General features: G+C 72.6%; 17 protein-coding genes. 7 read left to right on the top strand and 10 right to left on the bottom strand.

What is annotated here, in order from left to right; all coding sequences use genetic code 11:
• Positions 1-229 precede the first annotated feature (229 nt).
• Genes PH191_RS26345 through PH191_RS26360 form a run of 4 tightly spaced genes read right to left on the bottom strand, consistent with a single transcriptional unit; the run spans position 230 to position 3,194 of the window.
• On the bottom strand, positions 230-1,075 hold the full coding sequence (locus PH191_RS26345; protein WP_337994104.1) for a glycoside hydrolase family 16 protein: 846 nt from the start codon (positions 1,073-1,075) through the stop codon (positions 230-232).
• Complete coding sequence (locus PH191_RS26350; RefSeq protein WP_274197602.1) at positions 1,026-1,808, bottom strand: polysaccharide deacetylase family protein; 783 nt, start codon at positions 1,806-1,808, stop codon at positions 1,026-1,028. Before PH191_RS26350 ends, PH191_RS26345 begins: the two co-directional genes overlap by 50 nt.
• Positions 1,795-2,016 carry a hypothetical protein gene (locus tag PH191_RS26355; RefSeq protein ID WP_274197603.1) on the bottom strand — a complete coding sequence of 74 codons (222 nt, stop codon included), beginning with the start codon at positions 2,014-2,016 and terminating at the stop codon, positions 1,795-1,797. Before PH191_RS26355 ends, PH191_RS26350 begins: the two co-directional genes overlap by 14 nt.
• A 17-nt stretch (positions 2,017-2,033) precedes the next feature.
• Positions 2,034-3,194 carry a glycosyltransferase family 2 protein gene (locus PH191_RS26360; RefSeq protein WP_274197604.1) on the bottom strand — a complete coding sequence of 387 codons (1,161 nt, stop codon included), beginning with the start codon at positions 3,192-3,194 and terminating at the stop codon, positions 2,034-2,036.
• Between the two features lie 928 nt (positions 3,195-4,122).
• Between PH191_RS26360 and PH191_RS26365 the strand changes: the two genes are divergently transcribed.
• Positions 4,123-4,821 carry a hypothetical protein gene (locus PH191_RS26365; protein WP_274197605.1) on the top strand — a complete coding sequence of 233 codons (699 nt, stop codon included), beginning with the start codon at positions 4,123-4,125 and terminating at the stop codon, positions 4,819-4,821.
• A gap of 284 nt (positions 4,822-5,105) precedes the next feature.
• Here the strand turns inward: PH191_RS26365 and PH191_RS26370 are convergent, their stop codons facing one another.
• Positions 5,106-6,443 carry a sensor histidine kinase gene (locus tag PH191_RS26370; protein ID WP_274197606.1) on the bottom strand — a complete coding sequence of 446 codons (1,338 nt, stop codon included), beginning with the start codon at positions 6,441-6,443 and terminating at the stop codon, positions 5,106-5,108.
• A 2-nt stretch (positions 6,444-6,445) separates the two neighbouring features.
• Positions 6,446-7,096: a response regulator transcription factor gene (locus tag PH191_RS26375; RefSeq protein WP_274197607.1), complete on the bottom strand. Its 651-nt coding sequence runs from the start codon at positions 7,094-7,096 to the stop codon at positions 6,446-6,448.
• Between the two features lie 183 nt (positions 7,097-7,279).
• Here PH191_RS26375 and PH191_RS26380 point away from each other — a divergent pair, with 183 nt between their 5' ends.
• Positions 7,280-8,035 carry a metal-dependent transcriptional regulator gene (locus PH191_RS26380; protein ID WP_274197608.1) on the top strand — a complete coding sequence of 252 codons (756 nt, stop codon included), beginning with the start codon at positions 7,280-7,282 and terminating at the stop codon, positions 8,033-8,035.
• Here PH191_RS26380 and PH191_RS26385 read toward each other — a convergent pair.
• From PH191_RS26385 to PH191_RS26395, 3 genes are read right to left on the bottom strand one after another with little or no spacing between them, the layout of a single operon-like run.
• Entirely contained in the window at positions 8,023-9,072 is a 1,050-nt protein-coding gene (locus PH191_RS26385) for an ABC transporter ATP-binding protein (protein ID WP_274197609.1), read from the bottom strand. The genes PH191_RS26380 and PH191_RS26385 overlap by 13 nt on opposite strands.
• Positions 9,069-10,610, bottom strand: a complete 1,542-nt coding sequence (locus PH191_RS26390) for an ABC transporter permease (protein WP_274197610.1) — start codon at positions 10,608-10,610, stop codon at positions 9,069-9,071. Before PH191_RS26390 ends, PH191_RS26385 begins: the two co-directional genes overlap by 4 nt.
• Positions 10,607-11,644, bottom strand: coding sequence for an iron ABC transporter substrate-binding protein (locus PH191_RS26395; protein ID WP_274197611.1), 1,038 nt, complete (start codon positions 11,642-11,644; stop codon positions 10,607-10,609). Before PH191_RS26395 ends, PH191_RS26390 begins: the two co-directional genes overlap by 4 nt.
• A gap of 204 nt (positions 11,645-11,848) precedes the next feature.
• Between PH191_RS26395 and PH191_RS26400 the strand changes: the two genes are divergently transcribed.
• Genes PH191_RS26400 through PH191_RS26410 form a run of 3 tightly spaced genes read left to right on the top strand, consistent with a single transcriptional unit; the run spans position 11,849 to position 14,275 of the window.
• Positions 11,849-12,673: an aldolase/citrate lyase family protein gene (locus PH191_RS26400; protein ID WP_274197612.1), complete on the top strand. Its 825-nt coding sequence runs from the start codon at positions 11,849-11,851 to the stop codon at positions 12,671-12,673.
• 10 nt (positions 12,674-12,683) lie between these two features.
• Positions 12,684-13,550 (top strand): NAD-dependent epimerase/dehydratase family protein, encoded by an 867-nt coding sequence (locus PH191_RS26405; protein WP_274197613.1) that lies wholly within the window; start codon positions 12,684-12,686, stop codon positions 13,548-13,550.
• On the top strand, positions 13,547-14,275 hold the full coding sequence (locus PH191_RS26410) for a glycosyltransferase (RefSeq protein WP_274197614.1): 729 nt from the start codon (positions 13,547-13,549) through the stop codon (positions 14,273-14,275). Before PH191_RS26405 ends, PH191_RS26410 begins: the two co-directional genes overlap by 4 nt.
• Here the strand turns inward: PH191_RS26410 and PH191_RS26415 are convergent.
• Positions 14,218-15,693: a glycosyltransferase family protein gene (locus tag PH191_RS26415; protein WP_274197615.1), complete on the bottom strand. Its 1,476-nt coding sequence runs from the start codon at positions 15,691-15,693 to the stop codon at positions 14,218-14,220. The two genes, PH191_RS26410 and PH191_RS26415, sit on opposite strands and share 58 nt — an antisense overlap.
• Before the next feature lie 88 nt (positions 15,694-15,781).
• Here PH191_RS26415 and PH191_RS26420 point away from each other — a divergent pair, with 88 nt between their 5' ends.
• Together PH191_RS26420 and PH191_RS26425 are read left to right on the top strand one after the other, a co-directional pair.
• Entirely contained in the window at positions 15,782-16,195 is a 414-nt protein-coding gene (locus PH191_RS26420; RefSeq protein WP_274197616.1) for a GtrA family protein, read from the top strand.
• A 282-nt stretch (positions 16,196-16,477) separates the two neighbouring features.
• A complete protein-coding gene (locus PH191_RS26425) occupies positions 16,478-18,385 on the top strand; it encodes an alkyl/aryl-sulfatase (RefSeq protein ID WP_274197617.1) in 1,908 nt (635 codons plus the stop codon).
• Positions 18,386-18,479: the final 94 nt, after the last annotated feature.

The raw sequence follows: 18,479 nt of genomic DNA on the forward strand, positions 1-18,479 counted from the left end.
CGACGCGGCCGCGTGCACGTCGAGCAGGTCGGGAACGACCTGTGGGTGGGCGGCGCCACCACGCCCGGGGTCTCCGGAAAGGTCCATCTCTGACTGGGCCCTCCTCCCGCACCCCACACCACGCGGCCGTGTCGAGTCAGAGCCCGCACCCCCGCGGACCGGCTCCGTTCGCGAGCTCACAGACGCGCCGGCGCGTGTGTCGCTACATCGTCTGATCCAAGGCCGACTATCACCACACCTTGACGTAGTCGACGACCAGATCGACAGGGAAGGCCACCTCGGGGGGCGGGGCTCCGATGGTTCCGCCCACGGCCAGGTTGAGCAGCATGAACATCGGCTGCGGCGGGTCGATGGGGACATTCGGATCCTCCGGGGCCCAGCTGACCCCGGCGTAAGGAACATCGTCGCGGGCGAACGCCACGCCTTCAGGTGACCAGTCCATGCGAAAGGTGTGGAACGTGGAGTCGTTGGCGGTTCCCCCGGAGTAGCTGGTGATGGAAGGAACGTCTCGCGAGGTGTGGACACTCGACTCCACGGCGGAGAAGCCGTAATCCTCGACCATGTCCACTTCTCCACTGCGGGGCCAGCCGACCACCGGGTAGTTGTCCCCGAGCATCCACCACGCAGGCCAGAGCCCCGGGCGGCTCTCGATCTTCATTCTGGCCTCCCAGTGTCCGTATCTCTGCGCGAATCGGTCCACTGTCTTGAGCCTCGCGGAGTGATAGACGATCTCCTCGGCGTTCCCGGGTCGAGGGAGAGTCGTCCTTGTTGCGCGAATGACCAAGTGCCCGCGCCCGTCGAGGAAGGAATTGGCGCGAGACCGGGTGTAGGTCTGGAGCTCGCCGTTGCCCCATCCGCCTCCGCCGACATCGAATGTCCACTTGGACTCATCGGGTCCCGTACCCGCCGGACCATCGAAGTCCTCGACGAACGTGTACTCGGGGGGCGGTGAGAAGATCGGAACGCCACCGCACGCTGTGGAGAGGGCCATGACGAGGAGTGCCGTGAGGGTGATCAGCTGCGGGCTACCACCGGGTGGTCCTCGCAAAGTAGAACGTCCGATCCTCACCGGCATACTCTACCCAGGCCCGCTTGGGTACCGTTGATGGCACGATCTGCCCTGAGCACAAGCCCCTCGCCGTCAGGTCGGTGAGTATCCGCGGTATTGCGTCGACGGTGCTTCGGAGCCCGTCGTGAAACAGCAGGACGTCACCGTCCTTCGCCCTGCGTGCGACCTCGATCAGATGTTCAGCGGAAGCGCCCTCGTAGTCATCGGAGTCGTGGGTCCACAGCACTTCGGTCATTCCCAGGCTCCGAGCAGCCGTCTCGACCGTTTCGTTGGTACGGCCGTAGGGCGGTCGAAAGAGCACCGGCGCCGGACCCGCGAGGCCGTCGAGGACGTCGTTGGTCTCTTGGAGCTCTCGACGAACATCGTCGGCGCCGAGTTGATCGAGGAACGGGTGATCGTAGGAGTGGTTCCCGACGATCATCCCGTCCACCCGTAGCCGGCGGATGATGTCCGGATGCGCCGCTGCGATCGCACCGACGACGAAGAACGTTCCCCGCGCGCGGTGGGCCGTGAGAATCTCGGCGAGCCGTGGCGTGGTGGTCGGGTCGGGGCCGTCGTCGAAACTCAGGGCGACGTATCCGTGCGGACATCCTCCGCGCTGGTCCGGCGAGGTGGTGACCGACGACGGCGAGGGGCTCGGCGACGCGATGGCCGACGCGCTGATGAAGGGTGTCACCGCCAGCAGCAGGCCCATCGCGGCCCGCCACAGCACACGCCGGCGGGAGTCACCGTCGAGCATGCTTTCCTGCGCGCCGGTCCCGCTGCACGGGAGCTTGGTGGCCCCGATCCTCGACGACGATCTTGGGCAGCACCCTCCTGATGGCACTGGCGCACGCCACGAGAGCGAAGGTGGCCAGCACGATCCAGAACGGTGACATCTCGAGGAACGGCAACGTTGCTCCTGCGCCCACGCCCATCGCGACCGGCGCCACGCCGAGGTTGTACATATGCTCCCTTTTCCGTCTCAGTTCCAGGTGCCGGTCTTGCCGAGCAGTACGTCGAAGTAGGCCTTGATGTGGCAGACCTGGAGGAAGTAATCGATGACCAGTTCGTACATCGTTGCCGCCAGGACCATCTGCCGCCATCCGCGGTGACGAACGGTGACGACTCGTTCGACGACGAAGATCAGTGTCACCCAGAGCCAGAAGGCGTGGATGTAGATGGCTCCGGCACTGAGCGCCCAGACGAGTGAGCCGATGTAGGCCACGGAGACGAGGCAGCCGAGGAACGTGACGATCTGACGGCCCCAGTATCTCCAGGTGACGCCCGTCAACCCGTATTGCATGCAGTTCTGGACGGCACCCCGTTTCCAGCGGAGCCGCTGCCTCCACAACGCACTCCACGACTCCATCACTTCGGTCACCAGCGTGCACCGCGACGGCGAGATGACGCGGTGTCCGAGGTGGAGAAGGGCGAAGGTCAGCTCGTTGTCCTCGGTGAGCACAGTGGTGTCGTAGACACCTCCGCGACCGTTGCCCGGCGGAAGCTTGCCGGACAGCCGCGCTGCCGAGATCTCCCGCAGCGTCCGGACCCGGAACAGCGCCGCGGTACCGGTGATGACCAGACACTTGCCGTCGAGGCGATCGACGTCCCGGGCGTAGCGGGCGTACTCGTTGCGCTGCAGGTGCCCGACGAATCCACCTCCCGGTCCGCCCCGGAAGATGCCTCCGACCGCGCCGTAGCCGCGATCCAAGTAGGCGGTCGCCGCTTCCAGGAAGTGCGCGTCGAGCTTGCTGTCAGCGTCCTGCACCAGGACGACGTCGTCGTCATCGAGCGTCGGGAGCAGCTGATCGAAGACCTGGTTGAGCGCTCCGGCCTTCTTGTCGCCGTTCCCCACCGTCTCGAGGACCGTGGCGCCGGCGGCACGCCCCCGTTCGACTGTGCTGTCGGTGCTGTTGTCGGAGGCCACGATGACGCGGTCGGGCTGTGCGGTCTGGTCCATGAGGGCTTGCACCGCGGTGGAGATGATCTCTTCTTCGTTGTGGGCCGGCAGGATCGCCACCGTGACCGGACGCGGTATCGCCTCGGACGCGTCGCGACGACGAGGCGCGTCGCCCTCCCGCAACGCCACCGTCCGCTTCTTCGGGACGACCTCCGCCAGTACCGTCGTCCGACCGTTCACCATCTCCTCGTCGGCGGGGAACCGATGCCGACCACGAGACTGATGGGGCAATGCCGCGGGGGACGCGCTGTCCGGTCGATGTGGCGCGGCGTCGGCGACGTGCCATGGCGATCGCCGAGCCGCCGGAGCTCCGATGCGAGCAGAACCCGCAGGACGTGGGATGTGGCTTCTCATGTGCGGCACGGGGAGGCGTTCAGTGGCCAGCGACGCCGCCGGGCCGAGATCCTCGAGCAACGGTCGAGCGATCCGAACAGTCACTGCGTCGCAGGTCGCCACGCCTGGACCCCGCGAACGTAAAGCGTCATCTCGCACGTGCGAGTTGCGACCATCCGTCATGAGATCCGCGACGGTGAGAATCTGCGGTGCGGACCGATCTTGTGATTGGTCGTCGCGCTTCCTGTGACTCGGCGACCGCCCTGAGCAGGTACGCGTGCCTTCGACACCTTCGATCCACCGCACAAGAGCCCCCCGAGCCTCGTGGTGTTCCCGCGCTGTCGGCGCCATCACTGACGACGCCGCTCGTTCATCGCGAGGCCGTTTCTCGACCGAGACCGCGGTGACACAGCGGTATCAATGCATCGCCCCTGATCGTTACCTGATCAATTGACTTCCGGGAGAAGTTGGTGCATTCGGCAGCGACTGGGCTCGTGTTCGGGTCATGGCCGCGATGTTCTGGACGCGGACTGATCTCAGATCGGCTGCAAATGGACGATCGCGCAAATGGCGGTACGATTGGTCCTCGTGCTGACGATCCGGTGATCCACACAAGCGTGCCGGTCTTGCTGCCTCGCGCTCATTTCTCGTCCGGGCAGCGGCACCGAGATGCCGGGCCGACACCGCGACGAGCGGATTCGCGGTCGAGCAGATCGGGCAACGAAGCAGTCCGACCGGCGGACAGACACACATGTCGCCGCCGGACAGGGTGGTGGAGATGGTCCGACCTGCCCTGGCCGAGACGCGGCTCTCGTGGGACTCCGTCCTCGAGCGCTCCGACCTCAAGCCCGACGTGCTGGCACTCCGTGACGCCTTCTCCGACGCGGTCGAGGAGGGCCACTGGGCTCATGTGGCGGCGCTGCTCGACCGGACCGACGACGACCTGCCGGCGGCGCTGAACGCCAACGCTCTGCGTGTGGGAGATGCGAGCGGGATGGCTCCGCTGCACCACGCAGCGACTCAGGGAGCACACCGCGATGTCGTCGACGACCTCGTCGCGCGCGGCGCCTGGCGCACACTGCGCACTGCGGACGGCGGGGAGACCGCCGAAGCGATCGCGCGCCGGCTCGGACACACCGGGCTGGCCGAACAACTACGTCCGGAGATCGCGACGACGCTCGACGTGGACACGTCGGCTGATCTCGAGATCTTCCTGCGCGCGCTGGTCGAGGTGCGAACGCGGCGGCTGGGGCGGCGCTTACGGCCACCGCAGCTCGGGCCGCTGCTCGAACACCCCACGGCGACGATGTGGGTGGGGGTTCCCGGCATGTACGGGGGCTTCGCCTGCCGCTGGGCGACGAGCACGACGGAGCCGACGCTCGAGGTCCGCAGCTGGAGCCGAGTGACCGGGGGCTCGGGTCGGGCGCACCGGATCACGGTCGAGGGAGTCGAGCTCGTCTCGCGGGGGCTGCTGTAGGCGGACGGGTCGCCGACTCCCCGTCGCTCCCGGTGCCCAACTCGCGTCCTTGCCGGACCCGTGGCGACGGAGCAAGGACCTCGCTGGGGTGCACGCCGACGGCGACGGAGGTAACGATTGGATAACGCCAGCGAGCTCACGGGCGATACGCCCGTGACGGGCGCGAACCCCCTCGCCGTGGCCCGTCGAGGTCGGGTCTCCGTGACGGCACGCGCACCTGCCGCCCGGAGACCCGACCTCACCGTCGCCGCCGTCCGCACCACGACGACCGCAACGCTCTCGCTTCAGTAGCCGATCGTCCCGGTGAGCCGCCGCCGGTGACGCCGGGGTGCATCGGCCCGCGGCATCCGGACCACGGCCGCCGTTCCTCGGCCCGGCTCGCTCGTGAGCTCCAGGCGACCACCGCGATCCGCGAGGACGCCCCGCACGAGCAGCAGGCCGACATGCCCCGGACCTGGCGGCGCGTCGACGTCGAACCCGTCGCCGTCGTCGACCACGCCGAGGGTGAGTTCGTCGCCGCGGGCCACGGCGACAGTGACCTCGATGCGGGACGCCCCGGCGTGCCGGACCGCGTTGCGCATGAGCTCGTGGGCCACCCGGTAGAGCACGATCGCGTCCGCCTCGGACGGCGAGGCGTCGGCGGGCCCCTCGACCGTGATCGCGGCAGAGCCGGGGGTCGACATCCTGGTGGCGAGCTCGCGCAGCGCCTCCGTGAGCCCGTTCAGCTCGACGGTCGGACGGACGAGGTCGTCCAGCAGGACCCGGAGCTGCTGCATCTCGTCGGAGAGCAGCTCGTGCGCGTGGCCGAGGACCGAGGACCTCGACCGGGCCCCGTCGTCCTCGGCCTGCGCGATCTCGAGGAGCAGGCCGACGCCGGCCAGGTCCGGGATGACGCCCTCGTGGAGGCGCTGGGCGATCTCCTGTCGCGCGGTCTCCGCGGCGGCGAACGCGTAGTCGCGCGCCGCACGCTGCTCGGCGTCCCGACGTGCGGCCCGCCGGGCGTACACCAGCGAGGCGGGCAGGGTGGCCAGGGCCAGCACCAGCAGGCCGGCCACCGTCACCGCCACCACGGGCCGGGCCGCGTCCCAGGCCGCGGCCTCCTCGTCGACCGCGACGTAGAGCTCGAGCGACGCGTCGGCACCGGTGGCGTCCTCGAAGGAGGTGAAGACCTCGAGCAAGGAGCGGGACCCGGCGATCTCGAACCGGTGCTCCGGATCGTCCGGCACGGGCTGGATCAGCGGACCGCCGTCCTGGAGCCGTTCCACGGGCATGGTCTCGCCCTCGACCCTCGGCTCGTCCGAGTACACGATCCGGGCCGTCGGGCCGTGCGCCGACCAGATCTTGACCCGCGACGTGATCCCGCTCGCGAGGAACGGGCCGAGAGCGACGTCGAGCTCCCGACGTGTCGCCGGGTCGACCGGGAACGACAGATCGTGTCGGGAGACCGCACCGCCGACCGCCCCGACCACCTGGCGGGCGGCGTCCTCGGCCTCGCGGTACACGTCCTGCCGGGCGAACACCGCGACACCGGATGTGATCGAGACGACGGCGACCAGGACGACGACCGCGGTGACGGCGGCGTGGCGGAGCAGCGCCCTCCGGGTCGGTCGCTCGCCGGACACGGTCAGTACCTCGAGCCGACGCTGATGAGGCCTCGGCGGTGCGCGGCCACCACGGCGCCGAGCTGGCTGCGCGCGCCCAGCTTGGCCATGACGGCCTTGACGTGCCCGCGGACGGTGTGCAGGGAGATGCCCAGCTCCGTCGCGATCCTCGAAGGGTCCTGGCCCTGCCCCAACAGCCGCAGGACGTCCTGCTCGCGATGGGTCAGATCGCTCCGCCCCGCGTCGCCGGCGTCGACGGTCCGCCGCTCGGGCCCGGACGTCCGCAGGGCCGTGAGGACCCGGTCGAGCGTGCCCTCCTTGGTGAGGAACGCCGCCGCACCCGCCGCCGTGGCCCGCTCGGCGAGGTCGGGCCTGCCGTAGGCCGTCAGGACGATCACCCGCACGTCGGGCTGGATCTCCTTGAGCGCGGACACCACCTCGATTCCCGGTGCGTCCGGGAGGTCGAGGTCGACGATGGCGGCGTCGAACCCGGTGCGGCGGGCACGCGCCAGGGCCTCGCCCGCGGAGTGCGCGACGGTCACGCCGGACACGTCCTCCTGCCGCTCGAGGCTCAGCCGGAGAGCGTCGGTGAAGACACGGTGGTCATCCACCACGAGGACGGTCCTCGCGGTCGGCGAGCGCACCGCGAGCGCGTCCGACTCCGTCCTCTGCACCCCCTCATTGTAGGGAGCTGTGGCCCCTCGCGGTCAGGCTAGCCTCACCTGCGTCCGCTGCTGCTCGATGCGGCCGTCCGGCGGCTCCGCGGCAGGTCACGGCCGGGACGGAGTCGTGCGATGGCGAGTGCTCCACGCCGGCGGACGGTCCCTGCGGAGCCGTCCCACAGTGACCGTCGCCAGATGTTCCTCGACGCCGCCGGCATGTATCTCCGCATCCTCTTCGAGCTCGAGGAGGAGGGCGTGGCTGCTCGACACCAGGAGCTCTGGCGACGGCTCGGCATCAGCAGGCCGACCGTGTGGCAGCAGGTCGACCGTCTCGCCCTCGACGGGTTCGTCGTGGTGTCGCCGGCGAAGCACCTCGCCCTGACCCCGCGCGGTCGGGCGCACGCGGCGGCGGTGATCCGCAAGCACCGGCTCGCGGAGACCTTCCTCCTCGAGGTGGTCGGGTTGTCCTGGGACCTCGCCCACGTCGAGGCGTCGCGATGGCAGCACGTGATCGGCGGGGACGCCGAGCGGAAGATCGCCGGGCGACTGGGGAACCCCGTGTGGAGCCCGTTCGGCTGCCCGATCCCGCCGGCCGGTGCCGTCGGGCACGAGCACCCCGAGGACGGCCGACCGGCCCTCGTCCCCCTCGTCGATGCGGCCGGCGACGAGAGGTGCCGGGTGACGCTCGGCCGGGTCCCCGAGCGGCTGCAGACCGACCGGGACCTCCTCCTCGCCCTGCTGGACGTCGGCGCCCTGCCCGGGGACACCGTGGAGATCGTCCTCGCCGGGCACCGGGAGGAGGACGGCGTGCGGATCGCCGGACGGCACGGGACCGTCGTCGTCCCCGCCCTCGCCGGTCGGTCGCTCCTGGTCGAACGCCACGAGGAGCGGCCACGGTCCGTCGGGACGGAGCGATCGGCGGGCGCCGCGCGGTTCCGTCAGACCCGGTAGACGGTGACGGCGCCACGGACCGACACGGAGACGTCGTCCCCGGGCAGCACCTCGGAGTCACCGGGCAACCGTGCCGCGACGACCACGGCGCCGTCGCCCTCGCCGAGCGCGAGCTCCACCGTGGCGTCCGGGCCGCGGAACTCGCGGGTCCGGACCCGCGCCGGGACGCCCGGGCAGTCCCGGCCGACCACCAGCTGTTCGGGGCGGACGAGCACCCGGACCGCCGGCGCGGCGCCGTGACGGGCGCCGCGGACCGCCAGCACCCCGAGGGCGCAGGAGACGGTGCCGTCGTCGTCGCACCGGCCGTCGAGCAGGACGGCGTCCCCGACGAGCACGCCCACCCCGGGGTCGACCGGATCCCGGTAGATCGCGCTCGGCGCGTCGACCTGTGCGATGACCCCGTCGCGCATGACCGCCACCTGGTCGGCCAGCGCGAGCGCCTCGGCGCGGTCGTGGGTGACGAGGAGGGCGGTGGCGCCGGCGGCGGCCAGCGCCTTCGCCACGGCCCGCTGGGTGTCCGCCCGCAGTCCGGCGTCGAGGGAGGAGAAGGGCTCGTCGAGCAGGACGACGGCGGGCTCCGGGGCGAGGGCGCGGGCGAGCGCGACCCGTTGCTGCTGGCCGCCCGAGAGCTCGTGGGGGTGGCGATCGGCCAGCTCGGGAGCGAGGTCGACGGTCTCGAGCAGCGCCGCCACCCGACCGCCGCCGCGGCGACGCTCGCGTCGGGGCAGGCCGAACAGGACGTTCGCGGCGACCGTGAGGTGCGGGAAGAGCGAGCCCTCCTGTGTCAGGTAGCCGATGCCGCGCTGCTCCGGGGGCAGGTCCCGTCCCGGGCTCGCGACGGTGCGGCCGTGCAGCGTCACCGTGCCCGCGTCGGGTCGTTCGAAGCCGGCGACGATGCGCAGCAGGGTCGTCTTGCCGCACCCGGAGCGGCCCAGGACGGCCGTCAGCGTGCCGGGCGGGGCCTCGAGCGCGACGCCGTGCAGCACGGGGGTCACGCCGAAGGCCTTCGTGACGCCCTCGACCACCACCCCGGTCACGCCCGCACCCCGGCGTGGACCTGGCGGGTGAGGAGGAAGGCCGCCGGCACCGAGATGAGGATCATCATGGCGGCGTAGGGCGCCGCCGCCCCGTAGGACAGCGCCGTCGCCTGCCCCCAGAAGGCCGTGGCGAGCGTCGACGTGCCCGTGGGCGCCAGGAGCAGGGTGGCCGTGAGCTCGGTCGAGACGGCGAGGAACACCAGGGCCGCCGCGGCGCCCGCACCCCGCGCGAGCAGCGGCGCGGTGACCCGGGCGAGTACCGCGACGGGCGGCGAGCCCAGCCCGTGGGCGACCTCCTCGAGCTCGGGCGGCACGCGCACGAGGGCCGCGCGCAGGTTCACGAGCGCGAGGGGCATGAAGAGGATCGCGTACGCGGTGATCAGCAGCGGCGTCGTCTGGTACAGGCCCGGCACCAGCCGGATCGCGACGATCACGAGGGCCAGGGCGACGACGATCCCGGGCAGCGCGTTGCCGAGGTGTGCGGTGCGCTCGAGCACGCGCGAGAGCAGGCCGGGTCGCCGCACCGCGAGCCAGGCGACGGGGAAGGTCAGTGCCGTCGTGACCGCCGCGGCGAGCAGCCCGAGTCCGATCGACGTCACGGTCGCCACGGCGAGCGCGGCCGCATCGACCGTCGTCGACCTCCCTTCGAGCAGCCATCGGGCGAGGCTCGCCAGGGGCACCCCCAGTGCGGCGACGACGAGCAGGCCGACGGCCAGGAGCGCCGGCAGCCTCGCCCCACCGAGCGGCGTCCGGGCCCGGCGCCGAGCTGCCCCGGCACCGACCCGCGCCTGACGCGCCCTCCCGACCAGGGCCATGTCGGCCGTCAGCAGGACCAGGCAGAGCACGACGAGCACGCCGGCGAGCATCGCCGCGGCCGGGCCCGCGAACGTCGACTCGAAGAGGTCGTAGATCGCGACGGTGACGGTGGGGTAGCGCAGCAGCGCCAGCGCGCCGTACTCCGCGAGCAGGTGCAGTCCGACCAGGAGCGCCCCGCCGGCGATCGCCGGGCGCAGAGCCGGGAGCACGACGCGCACCGCCGCCGCTCGGGGCGACAGCCCGAGGGCGCGGGCGACGTCCTCGTGGTCGCGGTCCATGCCGCGCAGCACCGCCGCGACCGGGAGGTGCACGAGGGGGAAGTAGGACATGGTCGTCACCACGAGGGCCCCGACGAACCCGTCGACCCCGGGGAGCACCGAGACCCAGGCGTAGCTGTTGACGAACGCCGGCACCGCCAGCGGGGCGGCGAACAGCGCGCCCCACACCGGGGCACCGGGCAGGTCGGTGCGCTCGGTGACCCACGCCGTCGCGGTGCCGAGGACGACGCACGCCGACGCCGTCGCGACCAGGAGCACCGTCGTGTTCACCAGGAGCTCGCCGACCCGGGGCCGCCAGACCAGGTCCACGACCCCCCGTGGCCCGAGGAGGACCGTGGACACGGCGATGTAGCCGACCGGGAGGAGGGCGAGCAGCGCGGCCGTCACCGCGACGGCGACCCGCAGCGGAGCCGCCGCGAGCGCTCGTCGACGAGCGAGGGTCACAGCAAGCCGGCCTGCTGCATCATCTGGACGATCTTCGGTCCGTTGAGCGCGTTGAGGTCCACCGGTGGCGGGCGCAGCTCGGAGAAGGGCTTGAGCGCGGGGTTGGCCGGGACCCCCGCGCCGACCGTGTACTCGAGGTTCTCCGACCGTGCCAGCACCTGCTGACCCGCGGCTCCGGCGAGGAACGCGACCAGCTGCTGCGCCTCGGCGGGACGGCGGCTCGAGGCGAGGACGCCGCCGCCGGAGACCGACAGGAACCCGCCGGCGTCGCCGTCGGTGTAGAACTTCAGCTGCGTGTTCGCGCTGTTCGCGCCCGACTCCGCGCGGTCCTGGAACCAGTAGTAGTGGTAGATGATCCCGGCCGGGACCTCGCCGCGGTTCACCGCCTGCATCGTCGCGGTGTTGCTCTGGTAGGTGCGGCCGTTGGCCTTGAGACCGTCCAGCCACTGCTGGGTCGCGGCGTCGCCGTTGAGCGCGTCCACCGCCGAGACGATGGCCTGGAAGTCGGCGCCACCCGGCGGGAAGGCGATCCGGCCTCGCCACGCCGGTTGGGCGAAGTCGAGGATCGAGGCGGGCAGCTGGTCCGCGGCCACCAGGCTCGGGTTGTAGACGACGACGGTGGTGCGGGCCGCGATCCCCACCCAGTCGCCGCGGTTCGACGAGTACTGCGCCGGCACCTGCGCGCGGGTGCCGGGGTCGACCGGCGCGAAGAGGCCCGCGCCGGAGACCAGGGACATCGCCGGCGAGTTCTCGGTGATGAACACGTCGGCCGGCGAGGCGGCGCCCTCGGCGACCAGCTGGTTGCCGAGCTCGAAGTCGCCGCCCTTGCGGATCTGCACCGGGATACCGGTCTGCCGCGTGAACTCGTCCACCCACAACCGGCCGAGGTCCTCGTGCTGGGCGTTGTACAGCGTCAGCGTGCGGTCCTCGGGCGCCGGCGCGCCCCCGCACGCGGCCACGGCGAGCAGCGCGGCACCGGCCACGGTCGCGACCACGACCCGGGCGAACCGGCCGTATCGCCCCTGCTCGACCATCTCCGCGCCTCCTCGTACAGCGCGTGACGACCCGGATGGTCGATAGGCACGCCTTACCTAACCAACCCTGGCCGATTCGTCCCGTACACCCCCAAAATCGGTTGTTCGCTGGACTTTTCGCCGTGCCAGGTTGTGTATCCGTTGCGCCGATCGAGTCAACGGTGGATGAGGCTGCGCTAAGTCCTCCGGCGAGCTGGGAGAACCGTGGACCTCTTCGTCTTCTCGACGTCCGGCCCCGGCGTGGCCCGCCTGGTCGCCGGCGGGGCCGCCGGCGCGGTGATCGACTGGGAGCGGCGCGGCAAGGCCCGTCGGCAGCTCGGCGAGGGCACGCAGATCAACCACGACACACCGCGGGACCTGCGCACGGTCCGGTCCGCCACCGCAGCGAGCGTCATCTGCCGGATCAACCCGGTGGGTCGGTGGACCGCCGCCGAGGTCGAGCGGGCGGTCGGGGCCGGCGCGGACGAGGTCCTGGTGCCGATGCTCCGCCGGCCCGAGGAGCTCGCCCACGTGGTGGACCTCGCCGGCGGGCGGTGCGGTGTGGCCGCCATGATCGAGACCCAGGACGCGGTCGACGCGGTCGACGCCCTGGTGGGCCGGCCGCTGTCGCGGGTGTACGTGGGGCTGAACGACCTGCGGATCGACCGCGCCGCCCGCGGTGGGAGGCCGGCCGGGCTCTTCGCGCCGATGGTCGACGGCACCGTCGCGCAGGTGCGGGACCGCGTCGCCGCGGCAGGCCACCGTTTCGGGGTCGCCGGGCTGACCCGACCCGACGCCGGCGACCCGGTCCCGAGCGCCCTGCTCATGGCCGAGATGGACCGCATGGGCGTGGACTTCACGTTCCTGCGGCGCTCGTTCCACGCCGACACCGCCGACCGCGATCCCGCCGCCGAGATCGCGCGCATCCACACCGCCCTCGCACTGGCGAGCACCCGGGACGCCCACCGGCGCGCGAGCGACCACGAGGCGTTCGCGCGCGCGGTCGCGGCGTGCGAGCCCGTCGGTGTCGCCGCGCCCGTGCCGGCCTGAGGCGGTCCGGGTGCACGCGCTCGTCACCGGCGCAGGCGGCTTCGTCGGACGCCACCTCGTCGCCCGCCTGCACGCGGACGGGTGGACGGTCACCGCGCTCACGAGGGACCGGGTCGACCTCGGCGACCCCGTCGCCGCGGCCGCCGCGGTGCGTGCGGCGGACCCCGACGTCGTGTTCAGCCTGGCCGCAGCGCGTTCCCGCCACGACGCCCGGGCACGCGCCGCGACCACGGCCGTCAACACGAGTCCCTGGTTGATCGACGCGCTCGGGCCGCGCTGCCGGGCGGTCGTGCGTCTCGGTTCCTCCACCGAGTACGCCGCGAGCGACCGTCCGCTGGCCGAGGACGCGCCGCTCAGCACGGCGAGCTTCTTCGGCGGCACCAAGGCGGCAGGCTCGCTGATGCTGCTGGCCGCGGCCGCGGAGCGCGGGGTGCGCGCCACCGTGCTCCGCGCTTTCCAGGTCTACGGACCCGGCGACCACCCGGCGCGCCTCGTCCCCGTCGTGCTCGCCGCCGCGGCAGGTCGCCGGCGTGTGCCGCTCACGGCTCCGGGGCGACGGCGGGACTGGGTGTGGGTGGGTGACGTCGTGGAGGCGTGCGTGCGCGCCGCCGGGGCCGACGACCTGCCCCCGGGCCTCGTCGTCAACCTCGGCACCGGTGTGCAGACCGCGAACGAGGAGCTGGTCGCCCTCGCCGAGCGGGCCACCGGTCGGCGGATCGCGGTCGACGTGGGCGCTCATCCCGGTCGTGACTGGGACACCGGGCACTGGGTCGCCGACCCCTCCCGGGCCCGGGACCTGCTCGACTGGGAGGCGTCGGTCGACCTCGTCGACGGCCTGCGCCGGACCTGGCGCACCGACCATCTCGTGGCGGCGTGACGGTCGCCGTCGTCGTGCCGGTCCACCGCAACGGCGCGACGCTCGAGGAGCTCGTGAGCCGCGTCGCCGCAGCCCTCGACGGACGGGTCTGGCGGGTGCGCCTGGTCGTCGACGCGTGCCCGGAGGGCAGCGGCGCCGTCGCCCGGGACCTCGCACTCCGCGACCCCCGCGTCCGCGTCACCGAGCTCACCGTGAACGTCGGGCAGCACGCCGCGCTGCGCCGGGGGCTCGCCGACGAGCCCGGAGCCGCGGCCTGGGTCTGTCTCGACGGCGACCTCCAGGACCCGCCCGAGGCGCTGCCCGCCCTGCTCGCGGAGCTGCCCGACCGCGACGTCGTCTTCGGCGGACGTCGCGGGGCCTACGAGACGTCCGGCCGCCGCCTCACGGGTCGGCTCCACCGCCGGCTGGTCGCCGCACTCACAGGTCTGCCGCACGATGCGGGTGCGTTCGTCGTCCTCGGGCCACGGGCACGCGAGGCCGTCCTCTCCGCCGCGGGCGACGGCGCCCCCAGCGTCGTGGTGGCGCTCGGTCCACGGACCCCGTCCGGAGCGGGCCTCCGCCTCGCGTCCCGCCCCGTCGTCCGCGCGTCCCGTCCCGTCGGGGCGTCGGCCTGGACCTCGCGAGCCCGCGTGCGACAGTCCGTGCGGACCCTGCGGTGGTGCGCCGCTCAGCGGACCCAGCGCTGGACGACGAGCGAGGTCCAGGTCGCGCGCAGGAACCACTGACCCTCGACGCGCCTCCCCGAGGAGGCGAGCAGGACGTCTCCGTCGACCGGTCCCGTCTCACCGTGGATGATCCGTACGCGCACGTACCAGACCACCGGTGCGTCCGGCGCCGCGACGATCGGCGGGACGCGCAGGTCGGGGGCCATCTGCGGATGGCGGGTCCGCACGTAGTGCTCCAGGCCGAGCGCCGACTGGCGGTCGCCCGCCATGACGACGTCGCCCGGGCGGTGGGTGGCCGCGATCATCGCCGCCACCTCGTCGGCACGCTCGCGGGGCGGGGCCTGTCGCAGCCCGACGGCGACGACGAGCGAGGCCACCACGAGGACCGCGCTGAGCACGGCCGCCGGTCCCCCGCGCCGTCCGCGGATCCGCCACGGCCAGCAGGCCACGCCGGCGGCCGTCAGCACGCCGAGGCCCAGCAGCGCGGGCAGCACGTAGCGCGGTTCGTAGATCGGGCGGTACTCGGTCTCGGCGATCAGCAGGGCGAGGACGGGCAGGGCCAGCCAGCCGATCACGACGACGAGCAGCCGCGCCGGCGCCCGCCAGACACCGAGCGCCGCGGTCGCCGCGACCACCACGGCCAGGACGACGCTCTTGCCCGACCACCGCCACGCCGCGAACAGCGGCAGCTGCCCGGCGGTGTCGTAGAGCAGCGCGGCGTTGCGGTCGGCGACGGTCCCGAGGTTCATCGCCACGAGCCCGAGCGTCGGCGCCGCGGCCGCCAGCGCGACAAGCGCGAGCCACACTGCACGCCGCGGGGCGAGCACCATCCCGGCGACGGTGAGCCCGGCGACCGGCAGGAGCGCGTACCAGTGCGCGAGCCCGGCTCCGGCCGCGCACAGCCCGAAGACCACCAGCCCGTACCGCGCGCGGTCCAGCCAGCGGGCCAGCCCGTAGGCGGTCCCCGCCGTCGCCAGCAGCGCGAGCCCGTACGACCGCGCCTCGACGCTCCACTCCAGGACCAGGGGGTTCAGCGCGGTGACCAGCCCCGCCACGAGCCCGACCCGCCGGTCCCTCGCGAGACGGGCCACCGCGACGGCCAGGACGCCCGACGCCGCCGCGCCGGACAGCAGCGCGACGAGCCGCAGGGTCAGGTCGCCGTCGGTGCCCGGCAGCAGCAGGACCGTGTGCGCCACGACGTACCACGGGAGGTTGTACGACGGCGGGATGTCGCGCAGGTACCAGGTGGTGCCGCGGCCCTCCCACGCCGCGCGCAGGATCTCCGCGAGAGGCCGGCGCGCCACCTCGGTCGAGAAGAGCTCGTCGTACCAGAGCCCGGTGCCGCGGGACAGGATCACCGCCCCGACGACCAGGGCGACGAGTGGCGGGACCAGCGCGACCACCTGCGCCGACGGCGACTCCCCCACCGCCGCCCGACGTCGCACGGGCGTCCCGGTCGCCGCGCGGCCGTCGTCCACGAGCCCATCGTGTCAGGCGGGGTCGCCGGTGCGGACGATCTCGCGGACAGGGCTCGCGGCTCGTCGGGAACGACGCCAGGATGTCGGGGTGACCGTGGAGCCGGTGGTGGCGCGGCAGGGTCTCGTCGACGGTGGCGCCCGGTTCCTCGTGACCGGCCTCGTCGTGCTGCCGTTGAGCCTGGGGCTGTACCTCGGGGCCGTGCGCGTCGGGGGCGACCCGCACGTCGCGCGCGTCCTGTCCTACGTCGTCGGCACCGCTCTCGTCGCGGTGCTCCACCGACGCTGGACGTTCCGTACTCCCGGCGTGCGGGGGGCGCTCGGGTGGACCGCCCTGCTCTACGCCACGACCTTCGCCGTCGTGCTGATCACCCACGGACTGGCGCTCGCGGTGCTCCCGGCCGTCGTGGCCGCGCCGTGGATCACGGCCGGCGCGTGGTGCGTCTCCCAGGGTCTGGGGACGACGATCAACTTCCTGCTCCTCCGTGGCGTCGTGTTCCGTTGATCATCGACAGCTCGGAGCCGCCGAGTCAGGACCACTGACGCGGATGAGGTCGGTGGTCGTCGCGGTCGATGAGCCCGGTGAGCGATCCGGCGCAGGTGATCGGTCTCCGCGACCCGGGAGCCTCCCTCGTGTCGGGGTTTCGACCCTCCCGAGGGCCGCCGCACCGGTGAGTGCGCGCCGGCCCACCCGCTGTGGGTGAGGGCACCACCCGCGGGGTGCGTCAGGCTCGCAGCCCCGGCGTCATGCCGCCCACGACCGTCTGCACCTGGGATCGAGGACACCGTGACCGACAGCCCCGTTCCGAGCGCCCGTCCCGAGATCGTGGAGGCGGCCTCCGCCCTCGAGGCGCGCTTCCCCTTCACCGACGGCGTCGCCTTCGACGACGCCCGACGCGGCTACCTCGGGTCGATCCCCGGCGGCCTCGTCCACGCGGACGACGGACGCGTGGTGTGGAACGCCGAGACTTGGGCCCCCACCCTCTCGGGCTCCCGGCCCGACTCGGTCAACCCCAGCCTGTGGCGGCAGGCCCAGCTCGTCGCGATGCACGGGCTCTACGAGGTGACCGAGGGCATCTACCAGGTCCGGGGGATGGACCTGTCGAACATGACGATCGTCGAGGGCGACCGCGGTGTCATCATCATCGACCCGCTGATCTCCACCGAGACCGCCGCCGCCGGGCTCGGCCTCTACCGCGAGTACCGCGGCGACCGCCCCGTCACCGCCGTCATCTACACCCACAGCCACGTCGACCACTTCGGCGGTGTCCGGGGCGTCGTGTCGGGCGAGGACGTCGCCGCCGGACGTGTCCCGATCTTCGCCCCCGAGGGCTTCGTCGAGCACGCCGTCGCCGAGAACGTCTACGCCGGCACCGCCATGGCCCGCCGCGCCGCCTACATGTACGGCGCGGCCCTGCCCCCCGGCCCGGCGGGTCAGATGGGTGCCGGTCTGGGCATGACGACCTCGACCGGCACGGTCACACTCATCCCGCCGACGACGGACATCACGCACACCGGCCAGGAAGAGGTCCTCGACGGGGTCCGGATCGTCTTCCAGGTCACCCCGGGCACCGAGGCGCCGGCCGAGATGAACTTCCTGTTCCCCGACCGCCGCGCGGTGTGCATGGCCGAGAACGCCACCCACACCCTGCACAACCTGCTCACCCTGCGCGGTGCGCTCGTCCGCGACCCGCACGTCTGGGCCCACTACCTCACCGAGGCCATCGACCTGTTCACCGACGTCGCCGACGTCGAGTTCGCCTCGCACCACTGGCCGACCTGGGGCCGCGACCGCATCGTGCGCCTGCTCTCCGAGCAGCGCGACCTCTACGCCTACCAGCACGACCAGACCCTGCGGCTGCTCAACAAGGGCCACGTCGGCGCCGAGATCGCCGAGACCCTCGAGATGCCGCCCGCCCTGCAGGACGCCTGGAACACCCACGGCTACTACGGGTCGATCAGCCACAACGTCAAGGCGATCTACCAGCGCTACATGGGCTGGTTCGACGGCAACCCGGCCAACCTCTGGCGCCACCCGCCCGAGCCCGCCGGACGCCGCTACGTCGAGGCCGTCGGCGGGCCCGACGCCGTACTCGCCGCCGGCCGGCGCGCCTTCGAGAACGGGGACTTCCGCTGGGTCGCCGAGCTCGTCGGCCACCTCGTGTTCGCCGACCCCACCAACACCGACGCCCGCGAGCTGCAGGCCGCCGCCCTCGAGCAGCTCGGGTTCGGCTCCGAGAACGGCACCTGGCGCAACTTCTACCTCTCGGGCGCCTACGAGCTGCGCGGGGGCACCACCGGGACCCCGACGGTGACCGCCTCCCCCGACATGCTCGCCCAGCTCAGCCTCGGCCAGCTCTTCGACAGCATCGCCATCCAGATCGACGGCCCCAAGGCCTGGCACCTCCAGCTCGCGATCGACTGGACCCTGACCCGGGACGGCACCTCGGTCGCCTACTGGTCCCGGCTCGCCAACGGCGTGCTCACCCACGGCGAGGGCACCGACCGCGCGGGCGCCGACGCCCGCATCACTGTCGCGCGATCGTCGCTGCTCGCGATGCTGAGCGGCGCCACCACCGCCGAGGCACTGACCTCCTCCGGAGACCTCACCGTCGACGGGGCCGACGACACCCTCACCACGCTGCTGGGCGTGCTCGACCCGCCCGACCCCGGCTTCGCCATCGTGACCCCCTGAGCCGCACGACGGGAATCGGGGAGCACGGCAGGCATGCCGTCCCGCCGTGGGGTCTCGAGGTCGCGCGGAGCCCGCTGGTCGCGCTTGCGAGGGT

The sequence above is a fragment of the Actinomycetospora callitridis genome, assembly GCF_028737265.1.
GTDB lineage: Bacteria > Actinomycetota > Actinomycetes > Mycobacteriales > Pseudonocardiaceae > Actinomycetospora > Actinomycetospora callitridis.